The organism is Pedobacter indicus, assembly GCF_003449035.1.
Taxonomy (GTDB): domain Bacteria; phylum Bacteroidota; class Bacteroidia; order Sphingobacteriales; family Sphingobacteriaceae; genus Albibacterium; species Albibacterium indicum.
Map to the genome: position 1 here is coordinate 2,867,840 of NZ_QRGB01000001.1, position 25,954 is coordinate 2,893,793.

The window sequence follows — 25,954 nt, forward strand, 5'->3', positions numbered from 1 at the left end:
GGTTTATAGTTATTTTTTTGTTTTTGCAAACGTGACCCGATCGAAAGCCAATTCGGCACCAAGGTTATTGATGGCTATTTGAACGGGACGTTCCCCCTTGATGACCTTAATCCTACCAATGGGGAAATCTTTATTAGAACTCTCACCCGACGTTCTGGATATACGCTCCCATTCGTTGCTGTCTTGCATTTTTACATCCAAATTCACATCATCCGGTGAGCGCAGGTGGATATAAACATCATATACACCAGAAGGAATTTCAGAAACATCGACAAACAACTGGCCTTTACCGTTTTCTGAAAGTACAGCTCCGGGATCTTTTTTCTGCAAATCACCCTGATAACGTAAATGCTCCATTAATCCCGTATAAAAGCTAACTGTATCGGGAACAAAGATTTCTGTTAGTGAGTTATCCGGGTTCTTCTGCGCAACGATCGCCTGATCTGCATAGTACATGGCAACTGATGTATAATCCACCAAGCGGTTATTATCAACCGGACCATGTTCAATTTGGTGTAGGATATGATTCGAAAAAGGCATCTTGTCGTTGATAAATAAACGATATCCGCCGGTCCGTCCCATTGGTAAATTATATTCAAGACAACCCGTCAACGGCGCACCCAATCGTTCTACCCAACCACCAGGCTGCGCATACCAACCGCCATTGAAATAATCTTCCGACCCTGTTCCATGAACCGTCATCTCGCCGTCTATTTCCGTATAATCGTCACCTTCAAAGAACTCTGTAAAATGAGTATAGTCAATTGCCTGTCCAGACATCACCGTACCAACGTAATGCCCTTTTCCCTGACCTTCAAGAAATACATAAGGAACACCTAAAGCTGGTTTCTCATTTTTCCAATAAGCATAAAATCGTCCTTCATTTTTGGTATCCCGCTTTCTCTTTTCATAATAAACTTTTGCACGTATGTCGACTGCACGCAGCTCGTTACCGCCACGATAAACCAATTCTACTTTCGCTTTATTATCAAATGGCATTGGTATATAACTATACGCTCTATTGTCTGTTACACCGATCAGTAGACTTTCCATAGATGGCGTACCAAATGCAAACCCAAAAAAATCTGCTATAGGAACATACACAGCCGGACTTTTCTCTCCGTCCCAGGAAATCTTTAAGTCAATCTGCTTATAAACACCCGAAAAAGCATCAGCGGGTTCTAGTTCAACCCCTACAAGACGACCGCCCCGGTTCAGCTCAAGAATCGTTTCCGAAGAATTAGGCTTGAGTGTCAAACTCTTTTCTACTTTTATCGGATCTGATTTTGTAAAATCATCAACCAAAAAACTTTTCTTACTCCACAGTTCGACAATCTGGTTCAAAAGTGGTCTATATCGTCCTACAGAAGATGGATCATAACTCTCTACCCGATATTTTTCATTATAAGTGCGATACTGAATTTGATGAAAAAGTATTTTTTCGCCTCTAAAGACAATTTTACATCCTTTTTCATAAGGAATAGGGATGTAACTATAGAACCCGCCGACTTTATGATCAGCTATCGGCGCCAAAAAAGGTTCCTGACTATCATTAAACAAATCACGAAAACGAATCGATAAACTAGGTTCGGTACTGCCATCCAAGTAAAAGTCGAGCGTATCATCGGTAGGTGTGGGCGTCCATATCCGTTCGATTACCCCCTGGCCCTTTTCGTCAAAAATGACCAATCCGCCGCTGGGCTCCTCTCTAAGAAAAGAATACGTACCTCCAAAACCGTCATCATTCCCACCGGTCCGATCGTACGATGAAATTTGCTTGACAACTGTTCCCTCCATATAATTCGACAGGAGGCTAATTGAATGTAATCGGTTTAATTCGGTCTCGAAATTGACAATCTGCTGCGCAAGCACAGCTGTTTTCATCATAAATAAAAGACCGAGACCAATGGTAACTCTTCGAAGTAAAAATAGACTCATAATTCACTGGTTTAAAAAAATAATATACACGTATCAAGATTATTATAGGCTTTTACAATAGCTTAATCGTTTAAGCTATTGGTAACAAAAAATTGGATCACTCACAATTTAGCTCTCCGAAAATCTTTATACGCAATATTAGGTTACTCTGGCTTATACGTTTAAGCAAATTTAGAATAATCATTGATCAAAACAAAAAAATTACAATTTATTTTTCACTGTCAGTTTTTCTCAAGCATTTTGCGGCTAACTTGGAGAGAACTTGTATTACTTGTTCCCGTTCTGAACCCGTAGTGCTCCCGTTGCCAACCCGTACAAATCGTTGTTTATACGGGTTCACTACGCTAATATACCGCGAGAAAAACGCGTTAAAGTAAAACAAGGTATTTCGAGTTTTATGCGTAGGAACGTTGTGTTTTGCTTACGTTATCGATCCGCGTTCTTGACTTTCGATTGCGGTAGTTTATGTGACAACAATATTTTTATCTTAGATAGGTTTTTATTACTCCAAGAGGCTGTCCAGTCGTTTTAACTCACCTAAAGGCATATTAATCGGTATATTCGCAACGCCTGCATAGTCTTCGCCAAGCTTATCTAATGAATCAATAAGATATTCCTAAGATATTCCTGTTCGAATGCTTGAAACGAACCCGACACTATCGCACCGCCTCTGATATCTATTTCTTTAGTTCGTTGCTTGTAATCTTCTACAGTGAAAGGATCCGGGAGATATCCATTATTGGGAGTCAGCGGATATTGTGGATCGATAATATGAAAATGTGAATCAAATACTTTCATTACCCTTTTTAATTTGATATTGTCGTTCTAAAACTACAGTAAAGTAAAGATCACAAATGACAAATTTAGTTTATAAAATAGCAGAAAAAGAAGATTTGGCAGATATTGTTTATCTGTTGTATAACGATGAACTAGGGAAAAGTAGAGAGAGTTTTGTCACTCCCCTTCCTCAGTACTATATCGATGCTTTTAAAGATATAAGTAGGGACCAAATCAGGAACTCATAATTGTTAGAACGCTAGATAACACTGCTGCTGCAACTCTTCAATTGAGTTACATTCAAACTTTGACACACCAAGCTTCAAGAAGAGTGCAGATTAAAATGGTGCTATTTGCAGTGTCAAAACAGTGCCAACACCCCCCTAAAAAGCCCCAAAACAGTGTTTTTCTAAATGCTGTAAAAATAAAAAACCCCTCTAGGATTATCTAAAGGGGCATTTTAAATGTTGGGGTGGAATACCGGGCTCGAACCGGCGACCTCCTGAACCACAATCAGGCGCTCTAACCAACTGAGCTAAAACCACCGTGTGAATTGGATTGCAAAAATAACCAATAATACCACATCTGCAAAATAAATTTTTGAGTTGGCATAACAATCTTTGCATCTCAACACATTATAAAAGTTTATGCGTTAATTTGTAATGTTTTATGGATTGGCAAACCGCAATAAATAATTTTAAGTTGTATCTGCAACTGGAGCGTTCACTTGCGAAAAATTCGGTAGAAGCCTATATACGGGATATCCAAAAACTGCAGTCGTATTGTCTGACACAAGATCAATTAAATCCACTCAAGGTCTCGACCAGCGATATTCAACTTTTTCTGAAATGGTTGAGCGAATTAAACGTGCAGGAGCGTTCGCAAGCAAGAATCTTATCGGGAATCAAAGCTTTCTATACCTTTCTGATGCTGGAAGATGAAATTAACCAAAATCCGGCAGAATTGATCGAAGCACCAAGATTAAGCAGAAAGCTTCCTGACTTCCTCCACGTCGATGAGATTGAGCAAATCATCGCGGCAATCGACCTGTCGAAACCGGAAGGCATGCGTAATAAAGCGATCGTTGAAACTTTGTATAGCTGTGGATTGCGCGTAAGCGAGCTGATTGACTTGAAACTATCCAATCTTTTTTTTGAAATTGACTTTATCAAGGTTGTCGGAAAAGGAAACAAGGAAAGATTGGTACCAATCGGCGAGGGTGCTAAGAAATGCATTTCGATCTATATCAATGAGGTGCGGGTTCATCAAAACATTAAAGCAAATTTTGAAGATTATGTTTTTTTAAACCGGAGAGGCCAACCACTGACTCGGGTTATGATTTTCATCATTATCAAAGAGTTAATCAAAAAGACAAACATTACTAAAAAGGTCAGTCCGCACACGTTTAGGCATTCGTTTGCGACGCACCTTATTGAAGGTGGGGCTGATTTGCGTGCTGTGCAAGAAATGCTAGGGCATGAAAGCATTACTACTACGGAAATTTATACGCATCTTGACAGAGCCTATTTGCAGTCAGTCATAAGATCCTATCATCCAAGACCTTAGATAGATAACACAAAAATTACTTGCAACTTAGTTTAATATACGCAATCTTTGTGGAAATTATATGACGAATCGTAGAAGGATCATACACCGATTTGCTGCACTGCTGGTGATTTTCACATTGGCTTATGCGCAGACCATGTTGCTTACACATGAAAAACATGGGGTTGAGCATCGTCATGATCTTTCAAAAGCTGAATCTTCTGCACATGTCTTAACATTGAAATGTGGTGTTTGTGATTATATCTTTCATAAGCAATCGGATCCTGTTATCATTGTTAGTCCGCAGAGCTTGGCAATCTATCTGCCTGCAATTGATGTATTGACGGATCAAGGTTATCCTTCACTCCTAAATCAGCGGGTAGGCAAAGAGCGGACTCGTGGCCCTCCACTAGCATAGGAAACACCCATACAACTCATCGATAGCTTATAACTGAGCTTATTGACTTTTTCTATTGCTAGATTTTCACCAATGAACTTACTAACTAAAAGGTTTTTACTTTTCGCTATATTATTGTTTCCGTACGCATTGTTCGCACAGAGAACTTGCGATCTGACAATCCGGGGCCGTGTGCTGGATGCGGATACGGACCTCCCTTTGGCGGGCTCTTCGATACATCTTATTGAGAAAAACCTGACCACACAGGCAGATGGTCATGGCTTTTTCTCTTTTCAGAGTATTTGTACAGGTAATTATACCATCGAGATTACGAATCTGGGTTTCGAAAAAGCAACGCATACAATTGAAGCTGTAAAAAGCGAGAAGGTACAGAATTACCATATGGAGCATGAAGGCGTTGTCCTGCACGATGTGAACGTTGTAGGTCATCAGCCTGCATTGCGCACAACTGCAGCAAACACCAGTCTGCGGCAGGAAGAATTGAATAAATCCAAGGGTGAAGTTCTTGCGGAAATTTTACAAGAAATTCCGGGCGTAACCATGATGCAGACAGGTGCCACCATTGCGAAGCCGGTTATCCACGGCATGCACAGTAACCGTGTGCTGATGGTGAATAATGGTATTAAGCAAGAAGGTCAGCAATGGGGAACGGAACATGCTCCGGAAATTGATCCTTTTATCGCGTCAGAAATTACGGTTATTAAAGGTGCGGAATCGGTAAAATACGGTGCGGAAGCCATTGGTGGTGTGATTCTCGTAGAACCCTCACCTCTACCGATAAATGGTGGTCTGGGAGGAAGAGTCGACTTAGTTGGCAGTTCAAACGGACGGGTGGGGTCGGCATCAGCGATGTTAGAATCTGATTTTAAACCTCTGCAAGGACTTTCATGGCGGGTGCAGGGAACCTTAAAAAAGGGAGGGAATTTGCAGGCTGCGGATTACTATCTAAACAATACGGGTATCCGTGAAACAAATTACTCCGCTGCGCTTTCCTACAGAAAAAGCCAGATACACATCGACGCCTATTACAGCCATTTTAATACAGACCTCGGAATCTTCGAAGGGGCTCATATTGGCTCTATCGAGGACTTGAATGCTGCCATCGAAAACGGGCGACCGTTTACAGACGGAGAATTCAGTTATGATATCGATGTTCCGCGCCAGTCTGTCATCCATGATCTGGTTAAGTTAAAGCTACATAAGGATCTGAGTAAGGGAACACAGCTGGATATACAGTACGGGTTTCAACGCAATGCTCGACAGGAATATGACATACGTCGTGGAGACCGCAGTTCGATTCCGGCGCTCGATCTGGTATTAAATTCACATAGTTTGGATGTGAGTTACGACCGCATCAATGCCAACAGCCTGCGTTCGTTATTCGGATTGAACGCAACAGCGATAGTCAGCAACAACACACCGGGAACATTAGCGACACCGATCATCCCAAACTATGATAGCTATGGATTAGGGGTATTTGTGGTAGAGCGACTGGTTCGAGAGAAATATGATTTGGAAGCAGGTCTCCGTTATGACTATAAAACACTAGATGCCGCTGGTTATCGTGGTGATGAATTATATGGCGGTCAGCATGAATTCCACAACGTTTCCGGTTCGTTAGGAGCTCTTTGGAGATTCCACGCCGACTGGAATTTGAGAAGCAACCTGGGTTTGTCGTGGCGCCCCCCTACTGTTAATGAGCTATATAGCGATGGTCTTCACCATGGTTCGGCATCAATTGAAGTGGGTGATGCAGACTTGAAGAGCGAACAGGGTTATAAGTGGATTAACACAGTGAGTTATGCGAAAAACAAGTTACGTATTGAGTTAAATGGTTATGCTCACTATCTCAACAATTACATCTATTTAAGTCCCACCGGCGAAGTAGTAGAGAGTCTGAGAGGAGCTTTTCCAGTTTTCCATTATGAACAAACCAATGCACTTTTTATCGGCGCAGATATTACAGCGTCATACCAACTACCTTACGGACTGCAATACAGCTTGAAGGGTTCGTACTTAAATGCGGACGACTTAGAGACAGACGAAGACCTTCCGATGACACCATCTAACCGCCTTGACAACAAGCTTTTATATACTTCAAGTATTAATCAAGGCAGATTTTCTGACTTCTTCATCGAAGCACAATTGCAAACTGTTTTTAAACAAAACAAATACAACAAGCAGAGCGATTTTGCAGAGCCGCCACCAACGTATAACCTGATTAACGTCGGCGCTGGAACACAGTTAAAGCTAAATGATCAAAGCTTTGGCATCCACCTGTCAGCTAACAACTTATTCAATATTGCCTACAAGGAATACATGAATCGTTTCAGGTATTACTCACATGATCTGGGCAGAAATATCAGTTTACGATTATCATATAATTTTTAACAATTAACAAAAAGATTAACCATTAAAAAAGATTTTAACATGAAAAAGATTCAATTACTATCCATCGTCTCCATTGCCTTTTTATTCGTTTTTAGTTTTTCTTCCTGCTCGAAAGATGATCCTATTCCGGAAATTGATCAGGAAGAATATGACGCAGCAGAACTGGTATTTGCTCATGGCGATATAACAGATGGCAAATTTGTGGAGTCTGGAGAAACAACAAAAATCACGTTTTCACCAGATGGGAAAGCAACCCCAAGCCACACTCATTTAACAGAAGGAGAAAGCTACCGTCTAAAGGTGACCTTGTATCACGACGGAGAATCCATTAATCAGGAGATTATCGATGCAGGAGCTGAACATCAGTTTTTCTTTGTTGGGGCACCAGAGGGTGTGTTTGATTATAGTTACGAAGATCAACAGATCGGTTTGACGGGAATACTGACTGTTACAGGTCATAGCGACGATGCATTTGACTGGAACATCGTGCTGCGTCACGGATTAAACAAGAATCACGCCGCGGCACAAGAATGGGATAATGCTAATTATGCTCAGGCCGGCGGTGCGGATGATGTCAATGTGACAACGGAACTTCATGTGACTACAAGTGGCGGGCATGATCATTAATGTATTCATGTAATAAAAAAGAAGCAGGTTAGAATGTACTAGCCTGCTTCTTTTGTATAACCCGCTTTTATTTTATTCCCGCTCTTTTCCCCATTCGTAGCTTTCAATATCCAATCCGCTTAATTGCAGAACCCGATCGACCACAGTTGCTGCTAATTCATCGAAGTTCTTCGGCAAGCTATAAAAGGAAGGACTTGCGGGACAAATAATCCCTCCCATCTCCGTAATGACTTGCATATTTTTCAAGTGGATGAGATTGTAAGGTGTTTCACGAGCCACTAAAATTAAACGGCGGCGCTCTTTTAGAACAACATCGGCAGCGCGACTCAGCAAATCGTTGGAGATCCCCCCGGCGATCCGACCGATTGTGCCCATAGAACAAGGGCAAACAATCATGGTGTCATAACCAGCGGAACCGGATGCAAAAGGTGCAAAAAAGTCATTCTTTTTATAATAGGTGAAATCGTATTTATCATAATCTTTGTTCCCTAACTCTAGGCTCCACACTGCCTTGGCATTATCAGACATTACAATTCCCACCTCTTCTATCTGATCACGTATTTCTTCTAAGCGATTAAAAAGCACATTGGCGTAAATCGCTCCACTAGCCCCGGTAACAGCAATTATAATCTTCTTTTTTTTCATCCAAATAAAATCTCGCATAAATATACTTAGTTTTGTTGGATATGACAGTCTTCCTTCTACTACTACTCGGATTGTTGGTGGGTTGCTTTGGCACAATGGTAGGTGCTGGAGGAGGGTTTATCTTGGTTCCAATACTTCTATTACTTTATCCGGATAAAAGCCCTGAAGTCATCACTAGTATTTCTTTGGCGGTTGTCTTTTTGAACGCAAGCTCAGGGTCTGTGGCTTATGCTTTTAAAAAACGAATTGACTATAAGTCGGCTTGGTTGTTTTGTATTACTACGCTCCCCGGATCTGTTCTGGGGGCCTTGTCAACCTCCTACATTCCACGTGACACATTTAACCTGATCTTTGGAACCATTTTATCAATCCTGGCCATTACACTCATTATCAAACCGACAAAAAACCTTTCCAAACATACGGATAAGGAGAAAAAATCATTCTGGTGGATGGCAAGATACCTCATAGATATTGAAGGGGTCAGACATATTTACCGATATAACCTCTTATTGGGTATCATTTTGAGCTTCTTTGTCGGCTTTGCTTCCAGTCTCTTGGGTATTGGTGGTGGCATTATTCATGTCCCTGCAATGGTCAACCTCTTAAATTTCCCCATACACATTGCGACGGCTACTTCCCATTTTGTGTTAAGTCTAATGGGGCTTAGCGGAACGATTGTGCATTATCTAAAAGGGGATCTACACGAAGGGCTTTTTGAAATACTTTATCTTGGGATTGGTGTAATCGCAGGGGCACAAGTAGGTGCCAGACTTTCAACAAAAATTAAAGGAAAAGTAATTATCCAATGCCTCGCAATTGCACTACTGATCGTTGCGGTGAGGATTTTATGGTCGACTCTATTTTAAAGTTTATAAAAAACTATATTTTTGTTACTATAACCAGAGAAGAGAGCAATGAGTTTAAGTTTATTAGAAGAATATATAGAGTCTGGAGATGCAGCGGCGATTGATCACCTCCTGCACAACAACCCGACACTAGGACGCCAAAACACCAGCCATGATATATCCCCCCTTCTTTTGGCCTGTTATTATCATAAACCAAAAATCGTCAAAGTTCTACTCAAGCATATTGAGGAAATAGATATTTATGAAGCTGCAGCTGTCGGATTAGAAGAACCCCTGCGTAAAATGGTAGAATCAGACCCAAGTCTATTGTCTTCTTATTCTCCCCATGGATTCACTGCATTAGGAATGGCTTGCCATTTTGGAAACGAAGAAATTGTTCGGTACCTCCTGCTGAAAGGAGCAGACGCCAATCAGAGTTCAGACAACGGATATTCAGTAAATCCTCTTTACACCGCCGTCAGTTCAAATTTTGAATCAATCGCTAAATTATTGGTTGAGGGCGGTGCAGAGGTCAATGTTCTACAGGCCGGCAATCAAACACCTTTACACGCAGCCGCGGAAAATGGCAATATTGAAATGTTGATTTTACTTTTAGAGAATGGGGCGTCGGTAGACGTGAAGAACGACAATGGAGACCGTCCATCAGATGTTGCCGCTGAGAAAGGTCATCATGAAATAGCAAATATACTACAAGTATAGAAACGATAGATTTAAAAATCCCACAAACGGTTTCTAGTGCGTTTTACATAGTTTCGGATATCCAGCACAATACCTGCTAGCAGATAAAAAATAACTGGAAAACCAACCGCCAGGAACGAACTATAGATAAAAAACAAACGGATTTTAGATATAGAAATACCTAAACGCTCACCTAAGTATGAACATACCCCAAATGAACGTTGTTCTAAAAATACCATTAACTTTTTCATTTTAATTTTGTTTATCTACACATCATTTGGCCGCAATACCACTTATTGGTTTTAATATCTGGATCCCAACCTCACATTCTAAACAACGTTTACGCTCGCAGTATATTGCGTTAAGCTGTTTGATTGCTTGTGTTTCAGCAGCAGACGCTAGCTCAACACCCAAGCCGCGATAATATTGTACCAAACTGTTCTTCTCTGCCGGTAGCTGTTCAAGAAAGCGAATAGCTTGCTGGCTATACCTTTCGTCATCTATATAGCGACCGTATGCGAATAAAATTTGCACTACGGCATTCGTTATAATTAAGTCAGCCATCGACCTGCTCAACACTGTCCTTCGCATGGATGTAGTGGGTCTCTGAAAATGAAAATGTTTCTCCCAGTAGGGATTAACTTTCAGTGTATCAAAGCGTGACCGCCACAAAAGTACACTTTCTGTCTCAATAATTTTAGTAAAAACTTGAGGAATAGCTGTAACAAGTGCGATAAATTGCGCTAATCTGACCGTTGGAAAATTATGAGGTCGCATCCGAAGAAACTTCCATATTCCCTCTGCCATCGGCTTGAGGTTATAAATAGTTTTTAAATACTGATATTCTGAACGGAGGTTTTGATAATAGGTGTCTTCCTTGCGCTCTGTCTCTAACATACCTGCTTGGCCAAACATTAATGCTTCCAAACTACGGGGTTGATCAGCATATCTGGATATTAAAGCCATGGGAACCGATCGGGCGAATTGTTCGAAAGCCTCACCATTGATATTTAACCCGAAACTTCTTGCCAGAACAATAAAGGAGGTACGCTCCCAATCGCCATTGGTAGATTCAAGTATTTGAAGTACGGACGATGACTTACTAACAAGACGAGCAAGCAGTAGCCTTCCTAACCATTGGTGAATATAGAAGGGCTCTACCGAATGAATCAATGCTTCACAAGCAATACGGAAACTATTATTCGTTAGGTTGCGGTATCTAGCTAATGTTAGCGGATCAATCAAAGGTTCTAATACCAGAGTCTCTGGCTCAGTACCATCTTGGCGGTATACTTCGGTATCGTGCTTGAAGACGACATGAAGAACAACGGTATTATAGCCTGCGTGAAGCTGATGCTGATGGCGAAACCAATCAGAACTGCTTATGTGAATCTCAACATTCCCTGCCCAATCAACGCCGTCAATCTCGATCATGCTATTCTCAAAATCCGGACCTTCATTTAGATTATGATCCCCTATCCGCTTTATGGATAACCTCTTCCCCGAATGGGTGTAAATATCGGTTTGTTTAAAAAGCCGGTATTTCCAAATCCGTTGAAGGATTTGTTCAGAAATCTTCATTTTAAAAGTATCGTTCGTTTGGAGACTAAAATAACAATTATCTGAATAAAAGAAGTATCTTTACATAATGGAACCATTAAAAATAACTACTTTTCAAGCTTATTTATTTTGGGAAAACACCGAAAAGAACCTATCGAATCTTGCTTTGAGATTATCTTCTCTTAGAACATCAACCGATTTGATTATTCTCCCTGAGATGTTTAATACTGGTTTCACCATGAATGTGGAAAAGTGCAGCGAAGAGGTTGGTGGCCCCACGATGCGATGGATGCTGGAGCAAGCCACTAAGTTCAACTGTGTAGTGACAGGAAGCCTAATTATCCAGGAAGACGGTTTATACTATAACCGACTGATTTGGATGCGCCCGGATGGCACATACGACCAGTATGACAAGCATCATCTTTTTAGCTTGGCTGAGGAAGAAAAGATATTTACTGCCGGAGATAAAAACATCACGATTGAGCTTAAGGGATGGCGGATTAGACCGCTTATATGTTATGACCTTCGCTTCCCTGCTTGGTCTCGAAATCAGGAGCCTTATTACGATATTTTACTTTATATAGCAAGCTGGCCAGATTCCAGAATAGAGCATTGGCAAAAGCTCATTCCTGCTCGCGCTATAGAGAACCTTTCATTCGTTATTGCGGTAAACCGAGTAGGCTATGATGGAAATGAAATCTACCATTCTGGCGGATCAATGTGTTTATCACCGACGGGCGAAGTAATTTATTATAAGCCAGAAAGTGAAGATCTTTATACCTTCACCATCTATCCGAAAGACCTGATCAATGCAAGAGAGAGATATCCATTCTTAGAAGATGCAGATCCTTTTACACTTGGCAGAAGAAGGTCATTACTGGACAAGAACAGGTAAATATGATTTAGTCTAGTACTGACAACTCAGTATTCCTCATAACTCAATGTTGCTAAGAATACGGTCGATCCAGAATTGCTTTTGCTAAGACGGCTTGTTTTACATCAAAATTGACTTCATACTCCTGTAGATCAATGTCATCGATATCCTGAATATCCTGCATCTCTAAACGTTCTAATTCAGGTTGGATATTGTTATTGTAATTTTGACTTTTGAGCGCTTCCCTTTTTTCGGCTTTTACCTTCTCCATCTCAGCATATTCACCCATTTTCCGGTATTCATCTAACAAACTAGGGGGCATATCAGGCACATAGGGCTTTTTATCGTAATTATACCCATAGCTTTGTGCAGGTTCTGAGGGATGATACTCTTTTGCCCGATCGACGTATTGTGTATCCGTATAAACGGGCTCCGGACTTGAAACTGGACGTCCTACTTGGGGTTGAATTGGTTTCCGCTTTTCCGATCTCTGTACTTGGGGACGACGGGAGGGAGCAGTATTTGACGGGACAGGAGGTTTACCCAATTGACGCTTCGCAGCCTTTTCTTTTTCTTTCTTATAACCGGTATAGGCTTGAAGAACAAAGTATGCGATCGCGATTAAAACGGGTATAAATCCTTCCATGAATTAAAGATACAATTAATATTATTAAATTCGCAGTCCAATAGATTACCTGAAAGTTATCCATGCAGCTAACGCGACTCGACATTAAAGGTTTTAAAAGCTTTGGTGATAAAACGACCATTCATTTCAACAATGGGGTGACGGCAATTGTGGGTCCGAACGGCTGTGGGAAATCAAACGTCGTAGACGCAATTCGCTGGGTTTTGGGAGAACAAAGTACCAAGAACCTTCGATCGGAAAAAATGGAAAACATCATCTTTAACGGAACCAGGTCTCGCAAAGCGGCTCAGCTTGCCGAAGTATCCTTGTCGTTCAACAATAACAAAGGCGTGCTTCCTACCTCCTACTCACAGGTTACCATTACCAGAAAGCTGTACCGCAGCGGTGAAAGTGAGTACCGTTTGAACGATGTGCAATGCCGGTTAAAAGATATTACTGACCTTTTTTTAGATACGGGTATTGGTTCTGATTCATATGCCATCATTGAGCTGAAGATGGTTGATGAGATCATTAACAATAAGGATAATTCCAGACGGAGTCTATTCGAAGAAGCGTCAGCAATATCAAAATACAGGATTCGTAAAAAGCAAACATTCAACCGGCTAAAAGACACGGAGGCGGATTTAAGTCGCATTGAAGATCTTTTAATCGAGATTGAGAAAAACCTGAAAAGCCTGGAATATCAGGCAAAAAAAACGGAGCGTTACCATCGACTGAAAGAACAATATAAACAATTCAGCATTGCGCTGGCTTCATCGAGAATCAAAAATTATGATCAGACACTCAGTCAGCTAAGGGAAAAGGAAGACCTACAGATCCGAAGAAACCGAGAGCTTATTGACAGTCTTACCTTCCAGGAGGAGAAACTGAAAGCCTTTAAAGAGAAACTTGTCACCGAAGAGAAGAACCTGTCCACTCAACAAAAGACGCTCAACGCACATACAGCAACCATTCACCGCTATGAGACTGATAAAAAGATTAAGAATGAGCAGTTGCGAAATCTGAATGAACGGAATGACCGGCTCAGTAAAGAGCTTACTCAAGACAGGCAGCAACTTAATCATATTCAATACAGTTTAAAGAGAGTCAATGAAGAGTTATTTACTGAAAGAGAGAAGCTGGCGGCTCAAGAAAGTGATCTCCAAGGACAAGTAAAATTAGTCGAAACTCTGCAAAACCAACAAAAGGCGGCTAAACAAGAGCTGGACAAGATGCTCAACGAACGGAACCAAGCTCAAAACAAGCTGTATGAGCTGGAAAAATCGAGCGCTGTTTTGCTGATCCAGATTGATGCTTTGCGAGAAGAAACCGTCAAAGCAAGCAGCGATCAGCAAAATAGGGAAAACGAGCTTAACTCATTCGAGAAAGCTATTTCAGAATTAGAGACTAAGCTAGATACTTTACAGAGCGAGTATGACTTCCTCAAGCAGCAAGATCAGGAATTGGAGCTCCAGCTCAATGAGACTAAAGAACAAATTGAGCAGCTCACGAGTCAGTTGAACCACGAAAGTCGCTTCCTCGATGCTAAAGAGAACGAGTATAATCTACTGAAATCACTTGTCGATAATTTAGAGGGCTTTCCTGAATCAATTCGCTTTTTAAAAAAGAACAAGAAATGGGATGTAAAAGCTCCTCTTTTCTCTGACATTCTTTATTGTCAGGAAGCCTATCGGGTTGCGATTGAAAATTATCTCGAACCCTATATGAATTACTACGTGGTTCAGAGTACGCAAGATGCGCTCACTGCAATTCAATTACTGCATGATACAGCTAAGGGGAAAGCTGGTTTCTTTATCTTAGATTTGATAGAAAAAGAGGATGTTAGCAAAGTGGGTTATGATAATCTTTTGTCAGCTCTAACGGTAATCGATGTAGACTCTAAATATCGATCGCTTTGTGGGTTGCTGTTGAAAAATGTGTTTTTTGAAAGAGAACACATGGGCTCTCCTATCAATAAAGATCTGCCTTCAGGTGATTTCATTGTACTGAGTAAAGATGGACAGATTATTAAGAAAAAACACAGTCTTTTCGGTGGGTCTGTTGGTCTGTTTGAAGGAAAACGTATTGGTCGGGCAAAGAACCTCAGCATCTTGCAATCAGAAATACAGAAAACAGCTAAAAATCAAAAACTGATTGAATCCGATTTATCGGCTGAGAAGGATAAACTCACGGCGTTAACCGCAAATTTCCAAAAAGATCATATCCAAGAACTTTCTAGTCAAATTAATCGACTGAACAATGAACTTGTTTCTATTAAAACGAAACAAGAGCAGTACCAAAGCTTTATCGCACATAACCAGAGCAGAAAAGAAAGTATTGAGAAGAAAATTATGACTCTGGAAACCGATCTGGATAAACAAAAGAATGACTTGGACAAACAAAAGAGTGACGTCACCCTATTTTCCGGACAACTGGAGTACCTGCAAAAGAACTTTGACGACATTTCGGTTAATTATAACGAACAGTCAAACCTCTATAATCAAGCAAATATAGCCTTTCATCAGCAGAAAAATCGTACTTCGAATCTGGAGAAGGACCTTGAGTATAGGGAAATTCAGCTCGAGAACATCGAGACCCGCATTAAGCAACATGAGGAAGAGATAGAAAAGACCAAGCTAGCGCTTCGTGACCTGGTAGACCATGCTGACGGATCAGACGTTGACCTACAAGAGATGTATCAGCAAAGGGAGCTTCTGAAAGAAGGTTTGAATGATCTGGAAAAAAATTATTATTCGCTTCGGAAAGAAATTAATGACGCGGAGGATAACCTGAGTCAAGAACGCAGGAATAAAGACCAGTCGGACATACTTTTAAGTGAATTTAAGGACAAAGTCAACGAGATTAATCTGGAGCTAAACGCATTGAAGGAACGGCTGTTAGTTGAATTCAACTTGGAAGCGGATGACTTGAAAGCGGAAGAGGCTGAAATCGAAATGGAAGAAGATCAGCTGAAAGAGAAAGCGACAAAGCTAAAGAAACAACTGGATGAATTTGGAGCAATCAACCCGTTGGCTATGGAATCTTTCAAAGAAATGGACGAGCGTTATCAGTTTATCCAACAGGAAAAGACAGACTTACTTGAAGCTAAAAATACGCTGCTTGAGACCATTAAGGAAATTGACAAAACTGCAAAAGAGAAGTTTATGTCGTCTTTTAATGAAGTTCGCGAGAACTTTATTATTGTATTTAGGTCCCTCTTCAGCGAAGAGGACACCTGCGATCTGGTTTTAACAGATCCTGAACAGCCCTTGGATTCAGACATCCAAATCATTGCACGTCCAAAAGGCAAAAAACCACTGTCTATTAATCAGTTATCCGGCGGAGAAAAAACCCTTACCGCTACTGCCCTGCTCTTCTCACTATACTTATTGAAACCTGCACCTTTTTGTATATTCGATGAAGTAGATGCGCCATTGGATGACACCAATATTGATAAATTCAATAATATCATCCGTAAGTTTTCGGATCGATCACAATTCATCATTGTTTCCCATAATAAGAAAACCATTGCCAGCACGGATATCATTTATGGTGTTACCATGGTGGAACAAGGTATTTCAAAGTTGGTGGCGGTGGATTTACAGGAAGTCTAATAGTCTATTGCAATAAGACTTGTTAAGGGTAATAATACCCCTGCTTTAATCTGCATGTATTTATCGGTTACGGACCATACGGTAGTCTCGATACGTTTAGGCCCATCATCTGTCATAAAAACGATATTGGTTTTTGATTTAAACTCATTGCCTAAACGCAACGCGCTTTGCAATTTGCTACGTAAATCTGAACTATGATCAACGGGGGCATCAACAATATGGTATTTACTTAAATCTTCTTTGTTTATTAACTCTACAACTAACTCGTTCTCCATAATCAAGTATTCTTTCCGTGTTTTATTGTGTTACTAATTACTAACCTAAAATAACTAAAAAAATTATTTTATTAAAGGATTTTTTTCCCTTGAAAATAAATCAAATACTTTCTTATCAACCCATGAAGGGGTTATTTTGTTCATGAAAACTGCAAGTTTGCCTTGTCGAGTCATGATCAACGTTCTTTTCCGCTTAGCAACTCCGTCAACGACGATCATGGCAACCTCTTCGGCTGTCATCATTTTACCTTCTTCCATACTGGTTTCTCCATGCTGCTGTCCGTGTACATCGAGGGCTGTGGCTCGAATATTAGAAGCTGTGAAGCCCGGACAAGCCACCATAACGTGCAAACCGGTTTTTAGGTTTTCTACACGCAAAGATTCCATAAAACCATTCATAGCAAATTTAGATGCTGAATAACCCGTACGTCCGGGAAGCCCACGATAGCCGGCGATCGATGACATGCCCACCACTGAACCTTTTGCTTTTAATAATTCAGGCATGGCGTATTTTGTACAATAGACAGTACCCCAAAAATTCACATCCATCAGACTCTTCAAAACACTGATATCCAAATCTTTGAAAAGTGCCCGCATACTGATGCCAGCGTTATTGATCAATACATCTATCCGACCGAACTTACCTGTCGCTTGTTCCACCAACTGTTTACAATCTTCCTCTACCGAAACATCGCATTGTACAGAAAGAGTCATTACCTGATAGCGTTTTTCAATATCTGCTGCTAAATCAAGCAAGGCCTGATACTTTCTAGCGGCCAAAACAATATGTGCACCGTGAGAAGCGAACTCAATGGCACAGGCACGGCCAATTCCTGAAGAAGCACCTGTGATGATGACGACTTTATCTTTAAAATTTTTCAAGTTGGGTTTATCTAGTATTAATGATAAGCTTATGCGATGTTCCTTTCATACGGAACACGGGTAACAATGGAGCGACCAAGCGTGACTTCATCCACATACTCCAATTCCCCTCCGAATGAAATACCTCGAGCAATCGTAGTAATTTTAACACCCATATCTTTAATTTTTTTATGAAGATAGAATATAGTCGTATCCCCCTCCATGGTAGCACTGAGCGCTAAAATTACTTCGGAAACTTCTTCTTTTTGTACGCGGCTGATCAATGCATCGACACTCAGATCAGACGGGCCTACGCCATCCATAGGCGAAATCAATCCGCCAAGTACGTGATAAAGCCCTTGATATTGATTCGTATTTTCAATAGCCATGACGTCTCGGGTATCTTCCACAACACAGATCAAACTGCGATCGCGTTTTAAAGATGTACAGATTTCACACTGTTCCTGATCAGAAATATTATGACACTCTTTGCAATACCTGATCTGATTTTTTAAATCCGTCAACGCATTGCTAAAACGCGCAACATCCTGTTCTGGTTGATTTACCAGATGTAGAACCAATCTCAACGCGCTTTTTTGCCCGATGCCTGGCAGGCGACTGAATTCATTGACTGCATTCTCTAAAAGCTTGGAAGAAAAATTCATTTAACAAAGATAGAAATTCTTAATAAAATCACTTTATTGAATTAGAAGCCATCCCACGTCATCAAATCAGAGGAAAATGTTTAAATTAGCTCACTTTAATACGATTACTATGGCAGAACAAGGAGACATGATCGAACAGGGAGACGAAAGAATAAGAAGAGCGTTTGAAAATAAAACTTGGCAAGAAATTAAAGTGAGCGACTCTTGGCAGATTTTTAAAATTATGGCTGAATTTGTAGAGGGATTCGAAAAAATGGCTAAGATTGGACCCTGTGTTTCGATTTTTGGATCGGCAAGGACTCCTCGTGACCATGTGTCCTATCAATTAGCAGAAAAATGTGCACGATTATTAACCGAAAGGGGTTACGGGGTGATTTCCGGTGGTGGACCGGGCATTATGGAAGCAGCAAATAAGGGAGCTTTCGAAGCAGGTGGAAAATCGGTTGGATTGAATATCGATTTACCCTTTGAACAATTCAATAATGAATATATAGACAGAGATAAACTCATTGAATTCAATTACTTTTTTGTGAGAAAGGTTATTTTCACTAAGTACTCTCAAGGCTATATTATTTTACCGGGCGGATTTGGCACTATGGACGAGCTCTTTGAGGCTATCACCTTGGTGCAGACTGGAAAAATGGCTAGATTTCCGATTGTACTGGTAGGTAAAGAATACTATGGGGGCTTGTTTGACTGGATTCAAAACACCATGTTGAAAGCAGGCAATATCAGTGAGGAAGATTTAAACTTGTACCGTCTGGAAGACACAGCTGAAGACGCGGTTCAACATATTTTTAATTTCTACGAAAAATATCTGTTGAAACCCAATTTTTAAATTCCCTCATTATTATTTCATGGAAAGCGCTAAATTATTAAAAGCGATTATCGAAAATTCCAATGAAGGAATTATCACAATCGACGCAAAGGGAATTGTGGAGTCAATTAACCCCGGTGCCTTAAAGCTATTTGGATATACAAGCGGAGAAGTAATTGGCAACAACATCAGCATGTTAATGCCAGAGCCCTATCGCTCACAACATGACGATTATATTGAGAACTACCTAGATACGGGTAAAAAAAAGATCATTGGTATCGGACGGGATGTGCTTGGAAAGAAAAAAGATGGAACCACCTTTCCTATTTACCTATCGGTAAGCGAGGTAAATTATGAAAACAAAAAAATCTTTACCGGTATTATCCAAGACTTGTCCAAGCAAAAAGAAGCTGAAGAGAAATTAAAGATGTATACAGAGGAGCTGGAGGAAATTGTAAAAACTCGTACTGCTGATTTGCAATTACTGGTAGCTAAACTGGAAGAAGCTAAAAACGATGTAAGTAACTCCTTGCAAAAAGAAAAAGAACTCAACCAATTAAAGTCGCGATTTGTATCAATGGCTTCGCATGAATTTAGAACTCCATTGAGCTCAATTCAATTATCCGCTTCTTTAATTAACAAGTATGCCAACAAAAATGACGCAAAAGGTATTGATAAACATACAACAAAGATTAAAAACTCGGTTGATCTGCTGACAAGTATCTTAAATGATTTTCTATCAATGGACCGGCTGGAAGATGGAAAGATCGAAGTCAAGTACTCTGAATTCAACCTGGTTAAGTTTTCTGAAGAAATCATTGAGGAAATGCAGCCTATAGCGAAGCAAAATCAACACATTGTCTATCAGCATACCGGCGATAACGCCAATGTTAAACTAGATCCTCATCTGCTGAAAAACGCTATCATCAATCTGATATCAAACGCAATAAAATACTCGGGTGAAAACACCTTTATCGAATTTAATACCTATACAAATAACGGTGAATGCATTGTCGAAGTCAGAGATAATGGCATAGGCATACCTGAAGAAGAACAAAAACATCTACTTGAACCATTTTTTCGAGCCAATAATACAGGCAAAATTCCCGGCACAGGCTTGGGGCTGAACATTGTAATGCAATATGCCCATTTAATGAACGGAACGATCACCTGGAAGAGTAAGCTTGATGAAGGAACGATGTTTAGGCTAACATTTAATCTGCAATCATAAAAAAATGAACAAAAGCAACAAAACTATACTGGTAATTGAAGATCACGATGATATTAGAGAAAGTATTGTAGAAATTTTAGAAATGGCTGACTACCAAGTGATCAGTGCCGCTGACGGCAAGTCAGGTTTTGAACTTGCTCTAAAACATATTCCAGATTTAATTTTATGTGACATCATGATGCCGATTTTAGATGGATATGGTGTATTATACTTACTCGGTAAACATGAAGAAACCTCAAAGATACCATTGATATTTCTGACAGCCAAAGCAGAGCGAACAGATGTGCGCAAAGCGATGGAAATGGGTGCAGATGATTACCTCACTAAGCCTTTCGATGACATAGAATTACTAAATGCCGTGGAGTCCAGATTAAAAAAACGCCGCAGCCATGGAGTAGTATCAAATATCATCCCGCAAGATGTTGAAACATTTTTCGAAGAGCTTAGTGAAGCTGGAAAAACACGAAAATATAAAAAGAAACAGTTAATTTATCAGGAGTCAGATTCGCCCCTATACCTATATCGGGTTAATAAAGGCACACTAAGAAGTTTTCTTTTTTACGATGTGGGGCGCGAACTTACTATTGGAATATTTACAAAAGGAGACTTTTTTGGCTACGATACCATTTTAACAGATAGCAAATATTATGAAAATGTCGAAACACTGGAAGATTGTGAACTTACTTTGATCAACAAATCAGACCTACAGGATTTAGTGACTAAACGGCCTACTCTAAATGCCAAATTCATTCATCTTCTTGCCAGTAACAATCAGCTCAAAAGTGAAAAACTGCTAAGTCTGGCATATGGTACCGTCCGAAAAAGAATAGCGGAGGCACTTGTTTTCTATACAGAAAAACTCAGCGGCACGCATGAAAATGACACCTACAAAATAAGAGTGTTAAGAGACGACCTAGCTTCAATGGCGGGTACGGCTAACGAAACAGTCAGCAGAATCCTCGCCGATTTCAAAGACGAAAATCTAATAACAAAAGAGGGAAACTCAATCCATGTTCTGGATATTCAGGGGCTAAAGAAAGTAACCTGAGAAATTGTGATTAATATCATTTATTCATGTGACTAGCTCCATAGGAAAGACATCGAGGCGAATCTAACTTTGGTGAGATGAAAGCCATTGCTTATAGTATCCGAAATAATGAAAAGGTGTCTTTGGCAAAGGCCAATTCAAAGAAACATGATTTCTTATTTATATCCAATGCCTTAAATGAAGCAAACTTAATTTTTGCTATAGGTAAAGATGTGCTTATATTATATAAATTGGATACACTAACACTTGGCCTGTTAGAGCGAATCAAAGAAATCGGAATTAAGCTTATAATTAGTAGGGATCATAAACCGTCACTAGAAGTGCTGCAACTCGCTACACAAGTTGGGATACCGATTACCCATGTACAATGCAACCTCACTGACGAGAAAAAAGCCCATCAAATTATCAACATACTCGATTATGTATCAAAAGGACTACAAGAAAGTAAAACTTCAAGACAACGTGCCACAGACATCAAATCTGATAAACAAATATAACGTTCAGGCACCTCGTTATACGAGCTATCCAACAGTTCCTTTTTGGGATAGTGATTCCTGGACTGAAGAGAAATGGATTGAACGGATAAAAGTGGCTTACGAGAAGTCACCTGATAAAGGGATCAGTTTATATATCCATCTGCCCTTTTGTGAAAGCTTATGTACTTATTGTGGTTGTAATACACGAATTACCAAAAATCACGGTGTCGAAACACCTTATATAAACGATGTTCTGAAGGAATGGCATTTATATAAACACCATTTAGGGGATGACATTCTTATATCTGATATCCATCTTGGTGGTGGAACTCCGACCTTCTTTAGTCCGGAGAATTTAAAACTATTGATTGAAGGCTTGCTTCACCGTTGTCGTGTAAGTCAAGAATCGGAGTTTTCATTTGAAGCACATCCCGCAAACACAACTGTAGAACATTTGGAAACGCTGTACAATCTGGGTTTTCGGAGACTGAGTTTGGGAATTCAGGATTTTGATCCGTTGATCCAGTTTCTAATCAACCGAAAACAGACGGAAGAGGAAGTTCGTCACGTCGTGGAACAAGCCAGAAAGATTGGTTATACATCGATCAACTTTGACTTGATATATGGTTTACCGAAACAATCGGTAACGACAATCCATGATACAGTCAAGAAAGCAATCGAATTAAGACCAGATAGAATATCTTTTTACAGCTATGCTCACGTTCCCTGGATTAGACCAGGACAAAGACATTATAATGAAAACGATCTTCCTAAAAATGAAGAGAAATTGCAATTGTACCAATTGGGGAAAGAAATCATCAGCAAAGCAGGATATCGAGATGTGGGAATGGACCATTTTGCCCTGCCAACAGATTCCTTATATAAAGCATCAAATGAAGGCACACTACATCGCAACTTCATGGGTTATACAGATCGTTATTCGCGATTAATGATAGGGTTGGGTGTATCTTCGATAAGCGATTCTTGGCACGCGTTCGCACAAAATGTAAAAAAGAACGAAGAATACCATGCAATTTTAGCAAATGGCAAATTGCCTTTGATGAAGGGGCATATCCATACGGAACTGGACTTGATTTTACGTAAACACATTTTAGATATCATGTGCAATGGAAAAACAGATTGGAATCGTTCTATATATCGAAATTATCAACATGTTGCAACAAAAATCAAGACAGAATTGTTACCTTTAATAGAGGATGGATTGATCCATGTAACAGAACATTATATTGAGGTTACGGATATGGGGCATGCATTTTTAAGAAACATCTGCATGGCGTTTGACCAACGCTTACATAACAGTAGTCCCACTAAAGATCTTTTTAGCAGAGCTATTTGATCTATTAATAAAAATGGAAAAGAAGATACTCTCGAAAATAAATTGTTTTCATTGTGGAGACCCTGTTCGTTCTACGCTCTACCAGGCAGACGACCACGATTTCTGCTGTTTAGGATGCCAAACGGTGTATTCGATTTTAAGTTCCAATAATCTAAAAAATTACTATAAATACAATCAGCATCCAGGTAAAAGTCAGAAGAAAAAGGCGGAAAACCTCGATTATTTGAACGAACCAAAAATCATTCAAAAGCTCATTGACTTTGAAGATGACGAGCATACGATGGTCACATTTTATATTCCGGCCATTCATTGTAGCTCGTGTATCTGGCTACTTGAAAACCTCTACAAGCTGAATCCTGATATCCTTAGTACCCGAGTTGACTTTACGAAGAAACAAGCGAACATTAAGTTTAGACATCAAAACATAAGTTTAAAAAGTGTTATTAAACTGTTGATTGACATTGGTTATGAGCCAATTATCACCTTACAAGACGTCGTAAAAGAACAAAAGCGAGTTAACCAAAATTCATTGGTGCGGAAAATAGCGGTTGCGGGCTTTTGTTTTGGGAATGTGATGCTATTTAGTTTGCCCGAATATTTTGGTTTCGGCAGAACAGATCAGCAATACAGCCTTTTGTTTAACTGGTTGAATCTTGTCTTGGCTTTACCCGTTTTACTTTATAGTGCGCGAGATTACTTTGTATCTGCCTACAAGAGTTTAAAGATGAAACAAGTTAACCTAGATGTCCCGTTAGCACTCGGAATACTAGTATTGTTTATACGATCGGCAATAGAAATTATCAGTAATAGTGGACCCGGTTTTTCAGACACTTTATGCGGATTGGTATTTTTTATCCTTATCGGGAAGTGGGTACAAAATAGAACATTCTACCATCTTTCCTTCGAACGCGACTACCGTTCTTATTTTCCAGTAGCAGTTACCGTTATCCAGAACGATGAGGAAAAACCGGTTGAAATCGCCGATCTAAAAGTTGGAGACCGGATATTGATTAGAAACAATGAGATTATTCCAGCGGACGCCATTGTTCTAAAGGGAAATGCAGCAATCGACTTTGGTTTCGTCACTGGTGAGAGCACACCCGTAAAAAAGGTGTTAGGAGAGATTGCTTATGCAGGGGGCCGACAGATTGGAGAAGCTATTGAGCTAGAAATAGTTAAACCAGTGTCACAAAGCTACTTAACAAATCTGTGGAACAACGAAAACAACAAGCACTACGATCGACAGTTTCAAACCTTTAGCAATTCTATAAGCAAATACTTCACCACGGTATTACTGTTAATTGCCAGTAGTGCTGCCGCTTTTTGGTTATTTAACGGAGATTCTTCGAAAGCCTGGGCTGCGTTTACGGCTGTATTAATCATAGCATGTCCATGTGCTTTGGCATTAAGTTCTCCTTTTACGCTCTCTGCAGCGCTCAGTATCTTTGATAAGAACAAGCTTTTTATAAAAAATACAGCGGCGATTGAACAAATGGCAAAAGTTGACACGCTGGTGTTTGATAAAACAGGTACAATTACATCTCCAAACTCAGAACATATTCAATTTATCGGAGATCTTAGTGAAAATGAACAACAAAAAGTGGCTTCTATTTGTCGAAATTCCAGTCATCCACTAAGCTTCCAAATCGTTAATTGGCTTCAAGTTGATAGTTTCTCAAAAGAAGTTTCAGGTTTTACAGAAACGCCAGGAAAAGGCATTCAGGGTATCGTCGACGGAGATACCATCCAAGTAGGCAGTGCTAAATTTACAGGAAACACAGTAATCGGAAATGCCGGTAGCAGGGTGTATATATCTATTGAAGATCAGGCAAAGGGCTATTTCAGCGTACTTCAGCCTTGGCGAAAAGGTCTGTCACAGCTAGTCAATAAATTAAGCGAACATCACGAATTACATCTGGTTTCAGGAGACCAAGATAAAGACAAAGTGACCTTAAAGGATATTTTTCAAGAAGACAAAATGCACTTCAATCAGTTACCAGAAGACAAATTGGGCTATGTATCACAACTACAACAAAAAGGTAAAGTTGTTAGCATGATCGGTGACGGATTAAACGATGCAGGCGCTTTGAAAGCGGCAGATTTTGGTATCGCGGTCAGCGATGACATCAATAGCTTTTCACCAGGCTGTGATGCGATATTAGAAGGCAATTCATTGAACATGCTGGATCAGTTCTTAGCTTTCGCTAAAGACTCGATGAGAGTGATTTATTTAAGTTTTGCTATTTCATTGCTATACAATATCGTAGGACTAACGTTTGCAGTTCAGGGAACAATGTCTCCCCTATTTGCGGCGATTTTAATGCCTCTGAGTACGGTTACGATCATCAGTTTCACCAGCATCGCAACGCATCTTTATGCGAAGAAAAACAAATTAAAAAACGCTTGATATGGCAATAATTTATTTTTTAATAGGATGTAGTATCCTCATCGCCCTGATTTTCTTAGGTGCTTTCTTTTGGGCGAATAAAACGGGGCAACATGATGATACTCACACACCTGCAATACGTATACTCTTTGACGATGAAATCGAACCAGAACCGGACGTGAAAAAGGACAATAAAAAGAATGACTAATATCACATTATCAAACAATGTATATCACGACCAAAAACAGAACTTGACAATACTTTTACACAAAAAAAACAA

25 protein-coding genes and 1 tRNA gene are annotated in these 25,954 nt (G+C 40.0%); 16 read left to right on the forward strand and 10 right to left on the reverse strand.

Going from position 1 to position 25,954, the window contains the following annotated elements; all coding sequences use genetic code 11:
• Positions 1 to 9: 9 nt before the first annotated feature.
• On the reverse strand, positions 10 to 1,938 hold the full coding sequence (locus tag D3P12_RS12605; protein WP_118196024.1) for a glycoside hydrolase family 172 protein: 1,929 nt from the start codon (positions 1,936 to 1,938) through the stop codon (positions 10 to 12).
• A 594-nt stretch (positions 1,939 to 2,532) separates the two neighbouring features.
• Positions 2,533 to 2,736 (reverse strand): hypothetical protein, encoded by a 204-nt coding sequence (locus D3P12_RS12610; protein WP_118196025.1) that lies wholly within the window; start codon positions 2,734 to 2,736, stop codon positions 2,533 to 2,535.
• Positions 2,737 to 2,792: 56 nt separating this feature from the next.
• Here D3P12_RS12610 and D3P12_RS15380 point away from each other — a divergent pair, with 56 nt between their 5' ends.
• Positions 2,793 to 2,963, forward strand: coding sequence for a hypothetical protein (locus D3P12_RS15380; protein ID WP_157970344.1), 171 nt, complete (start codon positions 2,793 to 2,795; stop codon positions 2,961 to 2,963).
• Between the two features lie 220 nt (positions 2,964 to 3,183).
• Here the strand turns inward: D3P12_RS15380 and D3P12_RS12615 are convergent.
• A tRNA-His gene (locus D3P12_RS12615) sits at positions 3,184 to 3,260 on the reverse strand.
• Positions 3,261 to 3,384: 124 nt separating this feature from the next.
• On the opposite strand from D3P12_RS12615, the gene xerD reads away from it, so the two are divergent.
• From xerD to D3P12_RS12635, 4 genes are all read left to right on the forward strand, one after another.
• Positions 3,385 to 4,281 carry a site-specific tyrosine recombinase XerD gene (gene xerD / locus D3P12_RS12620; RefSeq protein WP_118196027.1) on the forward strand — a complete coding sequence of 299 codons (897 nt, stop codon included), beginning with the start codon at positions 3,385 to 3,387 and terminating at the stop codon, positions 4,279 to 4,281.
• A 61-nt stretch (positions 4,282 to 4,342) separates the two neighbouring features.
• Positions 4,343 to 4,678: a hypothetical protein gene (locus D3P12_RS12625; protein ID WP_118196030.1), complete on the forward strand. Its 336-nt coding sequence runs from the start codon at positions 4,343 to 4,345 to the stop codon at positions 4,676 to 4,678.
• 72 nt (positions 4,679 to 4,750) lie between these two features.
• On the forward strand, positions 4,751 to 7,069 hold the full coding sequence (locus tag D3P12_RS12630; protein WP_118196031.1) for a TonB-dependent receptor: 2,319 nt from the start codon (positions 4,751 to 4,753) through the stop codon (positions 7,067 to 7,069).
• A 39-nt stretch (positions 7,070 to 7,108) separates the two neighbouring features.
• Positions 7,109 to 7,696, forward strand: a complete 588-nt coding sequence (locus tag D3P12_RS12635; protein ID WP_118196032.1) for a hypothetical protein — start codon at positions 7,109 to 7,111, stop codon at positions 7,694 to 7,696.
• 72 nt (positions 7,697 to 7,768) lie between these two features.
• On the opposite strand, the gene D3P12_RS12640 is transcribed toward D3P12_RS12635, so the two are convergent.
• Positions 7,769 to 8,341 (reverse strand): UbiX family flavin prenyltransferase, encoded by a 573-nt coding sequence (locus D3P12_RS12640; protein ID WP_118196033.1) that lies wholly within the window; start codon positions 8,339 to 8,341, stop codon positions 7,769 to 7,771.
• 41 nt (positions 8,342 to 8,382) lie between these two features.
• Here D3P12_RS12640 and D3P12_RS12645 point away from each other — a divergent pair, with 41 nt between their 5' ends.
• Both D3P12_RS12645 and D3P12_RS12650 read left to right on the forward strand, forming a co-directional pair.
• Entirely contained in the window at positions 8,383 to 9,207 is an 825-nt protein-coding gene (locus D3P12_RS12645; RefSeq protein ID WP_118196034.1) for a sulfite exporter TauE/SafE family protein, read from the forward strand.
• Between the two features lie 48 nt (positions 9,208 to 9,255).
• A complete protein-coding gene (locus tag D3P12_RS12650) occupies positions 9,256 to 9,906 on the forward strand; it encodes an ankyrin repeat domain-containing protein (protein ID WP_118196035.1) in 651 nt (216 codons plus the stop codon).
• 11 nt (positions 9,907 to 9,917) lie between these two features.
• Here the strand turns inward: D3P12_RS12650 and D3P12_RS12655 are convergent, their stop codons facing one another.
• The gene (locus D3P12_RS12655) at positions 9,918 to 10,136 is read right to left on the reverse strand and encodes a PspC domain-containing protein (RefSeq protein WP_118196036.1); all 219 of its coding nucleotides are present in this window, start codon (positions 10,134 to 10,136) and stop codon (positions 9,918 to 9,920) included.
• Positions 10,137 to 10,158: 22 nt separating this feature from the next.
• Positions 10,159 to 11,466: a DUF2851 family protein gene (locus D3P12_RS12660; RefSeq protein ID WP_118196037.1), complete on the reverse strand. Its 1,308-nt coding sequence runs from the start codon at positions 11,464 to 11,466 to the stop codon at positions 10,159 to 10,161.
• Positions 11,467 to 11,533: 67 nt separating this feature from the next.
• On the opposite strand from D3P12_RS12660, the gene D3P12_RS12665 reads away from it, so the two are divergent.
• Complete coding sequence (locus D3P12_RS12665) at positions 11,534 to 12,340, forward strand: nitrilase family protein (RefSeq protein WP_118196039.1); 807 nt, start codon at positions 11,534 to 11,536, stop codon at positions 12,338 to 12,340.
• 52 nt (positions 12,341 to 12,392) lie between these two features.
• On the opposite strand, the gene D3P12_RS12670 is transcribed toward D3P12_RS12665, so the two are convergent.
• Positions 12,393 to 12,965, reverse strand: a complete 573-nt coding sequence (locus tag D3P12_RS12670; protein ID WP_118196041.1) for a hypothetical protein — start codon at positions 12,963 to 12,965, stop codon at positions 12,393 to 12,395.
• Positions 12,966 to 13,027: 62 nt separating this feature from the next.
• Here D3P12_RS12670 and smc point away from each other — a divergent pair, with 62 nt between their 5' ends.
• Positions 13,028 to 16,558: a chromosome segregation protein SMC gene (gene smc, locus D3P12_RS12675; protein ID WP_118196043.1), complete on the forward strand. Its 3,531-nt coding sequence runs from the start codon at positions 13,028 to 13,030 to the stop codon at positions 16,556 to 16,558.
• Here the strand turns inward: smc and D3P12_RS12680 are convergent.
• The 3 genes from D3P12_RS12680 to recR all read right to left on the reverse strand — a co-directional run bounded on the left by D3P12_RS12680 (position 16,555) and on the right by recR (position 18,359).
• Positions 16,555 to 16,833: a hypothetical protein gene (locus D3P12_RS12680; protein WP_118196045.1), complete on the reverse strand. Its 279-nt coding sequence runs from the start codon at positions 16,831 to 16,833 to the stop codon at positions 16,555 to 16,557. The genes smc and D3P12_RS12680 overlap by 4 nt on opposite strands.
• A 63-nt stretch (positions 16,834 to 16,896) precedes the next feature.
• Positions 16,897 to 17,715 (reverse strand): SDR family oxidoreductase, encoded by an 819-nt coding sequence (locus D3P12_RS12685; RefSeq protein WP_118196047.1) that lies wholly within the window; start codon positions 17,713 to 17,715, stop codon positions 16,897 to 16,899.
• Positions 17,716 to 17,744: 29 nt separating this feature from the next.
• The gene (gene recR, locus D3P12_RS12690; protein ID WP_118196048.1) at positions 17,745 to 18,359 is read right to left on the reverse strand and encodes a recombination mediator RecR; all 615 of its coding nucleotides are present in this window, start codon (positions 18,357 to 18,359) and stop codon (positions 17,745 to 17,747) included.
• Between the two features lie 109 nt (positions 18,360 to 18,468).
• Here recR and D3P12_RS12695 point away from each other — a divergent pair, with 109 nt between their 5' ends.
• The 7 genes from D3P12_RS12695 (at position 18,469) to ccoS (ending at position 25,882) form a co-directional block, all read left to right on the forward strand.
• Positions 18,469 to 19,197: an LOG family protein gene (locus D3P12_RS12695; RefSeq protein WP_245977448.1), complete on the forward strand. Its 729-nt coding sequence runs from the start codon at positions 18,469 to 18,471 to the stop codon at positions 19,195 to 19,197.
• A gap of 19 nt (positions 19,198 to 19,216) precedes the next feature.
• A complete protein-coding gene (locus tag D3P12_RS12700; RefSeq protein WP_118196050.1) occupies positions 19,217 to 20,407 on the forward strand; it encodes a PAS domain-containing sensor histidine kinase in 1,191 nt (396 codons plus the stop codon).
• Between the two features lie 4 nt (positions 20,408 to 20,411).
• The gene (locus D3P12_RS12705) at positions 20,412 to 21,455 is read left to right on the forward strand and encodes a response regulator (protein WP_118196052.1); all 1,044 of its coding nucleotides are present in this window, start codon (positions 20,412 to 20,414) and stop codon (positions 21,453 to 21,455) included.
• Between the two features lie 77 nt (positions 21,456 to 21,532).
• The gene (locus tag D3P12_RS12710; protein WP_118196054.1) at positions 21,533 to 21,952 is read left to right on the forward strand and encodes a Rossmann-fold NAD(P)-binding domain-containing protein; all 420 of its coding nucleotides are present in this window, start codon (positions 21,533 to 21,535) and stop codon (positions 21,950 to 21,952) included.
• The gene (gene hemN, locus D3P12_RS12715) at positions 21,876 to 23,288 is read left to right on the forward strand and encodes an oxygen-independent coproporphyrinogen III oxidase (RefSeq protein ID WP_118196056.1); all 1,413 of its coding nucleotides are present in this window, start codon (positions 21,876 to 21,878) and stop codon (positions 23,286 to 23,288) included. Before D3P12_RS12710 ends, hemN begins: the two co-directional genes overlap by 77 nt.
• A gap of 13 nt (positions 23,289 to 23,301) precedes the next feature.
• A complete protein-coding gene (locus D3P12_RS12720) occupies positions 23,302 to 25,695 on the forward strand; it encodes a heavy metal translocating P-type ATPase (protein ID WP_118196058.1) in 2,394 nt (797 codons plus the stop codon).
• A 1-nt stretch (position 25,696) separates the two neighbouring features.
• A complete protein-coding gene (gene ccoS / locus D3P12_RS12725; protein ID WP_118196059.1) occupies positions 25,697 to 25,882 on the forward strand; it encodes a cbb3-type cytochrome oxidase assembly protein CcoS in 186 nt (61 codons plus the stop codon).
• The last annotated feature ends 72 nt before the right edge of the window (positions 25,883 to 25,954 follow it).

Excerpts from the sequence above, each read along its gene's own strand:
- D3P12_RS12605 (WP_118196024.1), bottom strand. The coding sequence starts at position 1,938 with ATGAGTCTATTTTTACTTCGAAGAGTTACCATTGGTCTCGGTCTTTTA.
- D3P12_RS12610 (WP_118196025.1), bottom strand. The coding sequence starts at position 2,736 with ATGAAAGTATTTGATTCACATTTTCATATTATCGATCCACAATATCCG.
- D3P12_RS15380 (WP_157970344.1), top strand. The coding sequence starts at position 2,793 with ATGACAAATTTAGTTTATAAAATAGCAGAAAAAGAAGATTTGGCAGAT.
- xerD (WP_118196027.1), top strand. The coding sequence starts at position 3,385 with ATGGATTGGCAAACCGCAATAAATAATTTTAAGTTGTATCTGCAACTG.
- D3P12_RS12625 (WP_118196030.1), top strand. The coding sequence starts at position 4,343 with ATGACGAATCGTAGAAGGATCATACACCGATTTGCTGCACTGCTGGTG.
- D3P12_RS12630 (WP_118196031.1), top strand. The coding sequence starts at position 4,751 with ATGAACTTACTAACTAAAAGGTTTTTACTTTTCGCTATATTATTGTTT.
- D3P12_RS12635 (WP_118196032.1), top strand. The coding sequence starts at position 7,109 with ATGAAAAAGATTCAATTACTATCCATCGTCTCCATTGCCTTTTTATTC.
- D3P12_RS12640 (WP_118196033.1), bottom strand. The coding sequence starts at position 8,341 with ATGAAAAAAAAGAAGATTATAATTGCTGTTACCGGGGCTAGTGGAGCG.
- D3P12_RS12645 (WP_118196034.1), top strand. The coding sequence starts at position 8,383 with ATGACAGTCTTCCTTCTACTACTACTCGGATTGTTGGTGGGTTGCTTT.
- D3P12_RS12650 (WP_118196035.1), top strand. The coding sequence starts at position 9,256 with ATGAGTTTAAGTTTATTAGAAGAATATATAGAGTCTGGAGATGCAGCG.
- D3P12_RS12655 (WP_118196036.1), bottom strand. The coding sequence starts at position 10,136 with ATGAAAAAGTTAATGGTATTTTTAGAACAACGTTCATTTGGGGTATGT.
- D3P12_RS12660 (WP_118196037.1), bottom strand. The coding sequence starts at position 11,466 with ATGAAGATTTCTGAACAAATCCTTCAACGGATTTGGAAATACCGGCTT.
- D3P12_RS12665 (WP_118196039.1), top strand. The coding sequence starts at position 11,534 with ATGGAACCATTAAAAATAACTACTTTTCAAGCTTATTTATTTTGGGAA.
- D3P12_RS12670 (WP_118196041.1), bottom strand. The coding sequence starts at position 12,965 with ATGGAAGGATTTATACCCGTTTTAATCGCGATCGCATACTTTGTTCTT.
- smc (WP_118196043.1), top strand. The coding sequence starts at position 13,028 with ATGCAGCTAACGCGACTCGACATTAAAGGTTTTAAAAGCTTTGGTGAT.
- D3P12_RS12680 (WP_118196045.1), bottom strand. The coding sequence starts at position 16,833 with ATGGAGAACGAGTTAGTTGTAGAGTTAATAAACAAAGAAGATTTAAGT.
- recR (WP_118196048.1), bottom strand. The coding sequence starts at position 18,359 with ATGAATTTTTCTTCCAAGCTTTTAGAGAATGCAGTCAATGAATTCAGT.
- D3P12_RS12695 (WP_245977448.1), top strand. The coding sequence starts at position 18,469 with ATGGCAGAACAAGGAGACATGATCGAACAGGGAGACGAAAGAATAAGA.
- D3P12_RS12700 (WP_118196050.1), top strand. The coding sequence starts at position 19,217 with ATGGAAAGCGCTAAATTATTAAAAGCGATTATCGAAAATTCCAATGAA.
- D3P12_RS12705 (WP_118196052.1), top strand. The coding sequence starts at position 20,412 with ATGAACAAAAGCAACAAAACTATACTGGTAATTGAAGATCACGATGAT.
- D3P12_RS12710 (WP_118196054.1), top strand. The coding sequence starts at position 21,533 with ATGAAAGCCATTGCTTATAGTATCCGAAATAATGAAAAGGTGTCTTTG.
- hemN (WP_118196056.1), top strand. The coding sequence starts at position 21,876 with ATGTATCAAAAGGACTACAAGAAAGTAAAACTTCAAGACAACGTGCCA.
- D3P12_RS12720 (WP_118196058.1), top strand. The coding sequence starts at position 23,302 with ATGGAAAAGAAGATACTCTCGAAAATAAATTGTTTTCATTGTGGAGAC.
- ccoS (WP_118196059.1), top strand. The coding sequence starts at position 25,697 with ATGGCAATAATTTATTTTTTAATAGGATGTAGTATCCTCATCGCCCTG.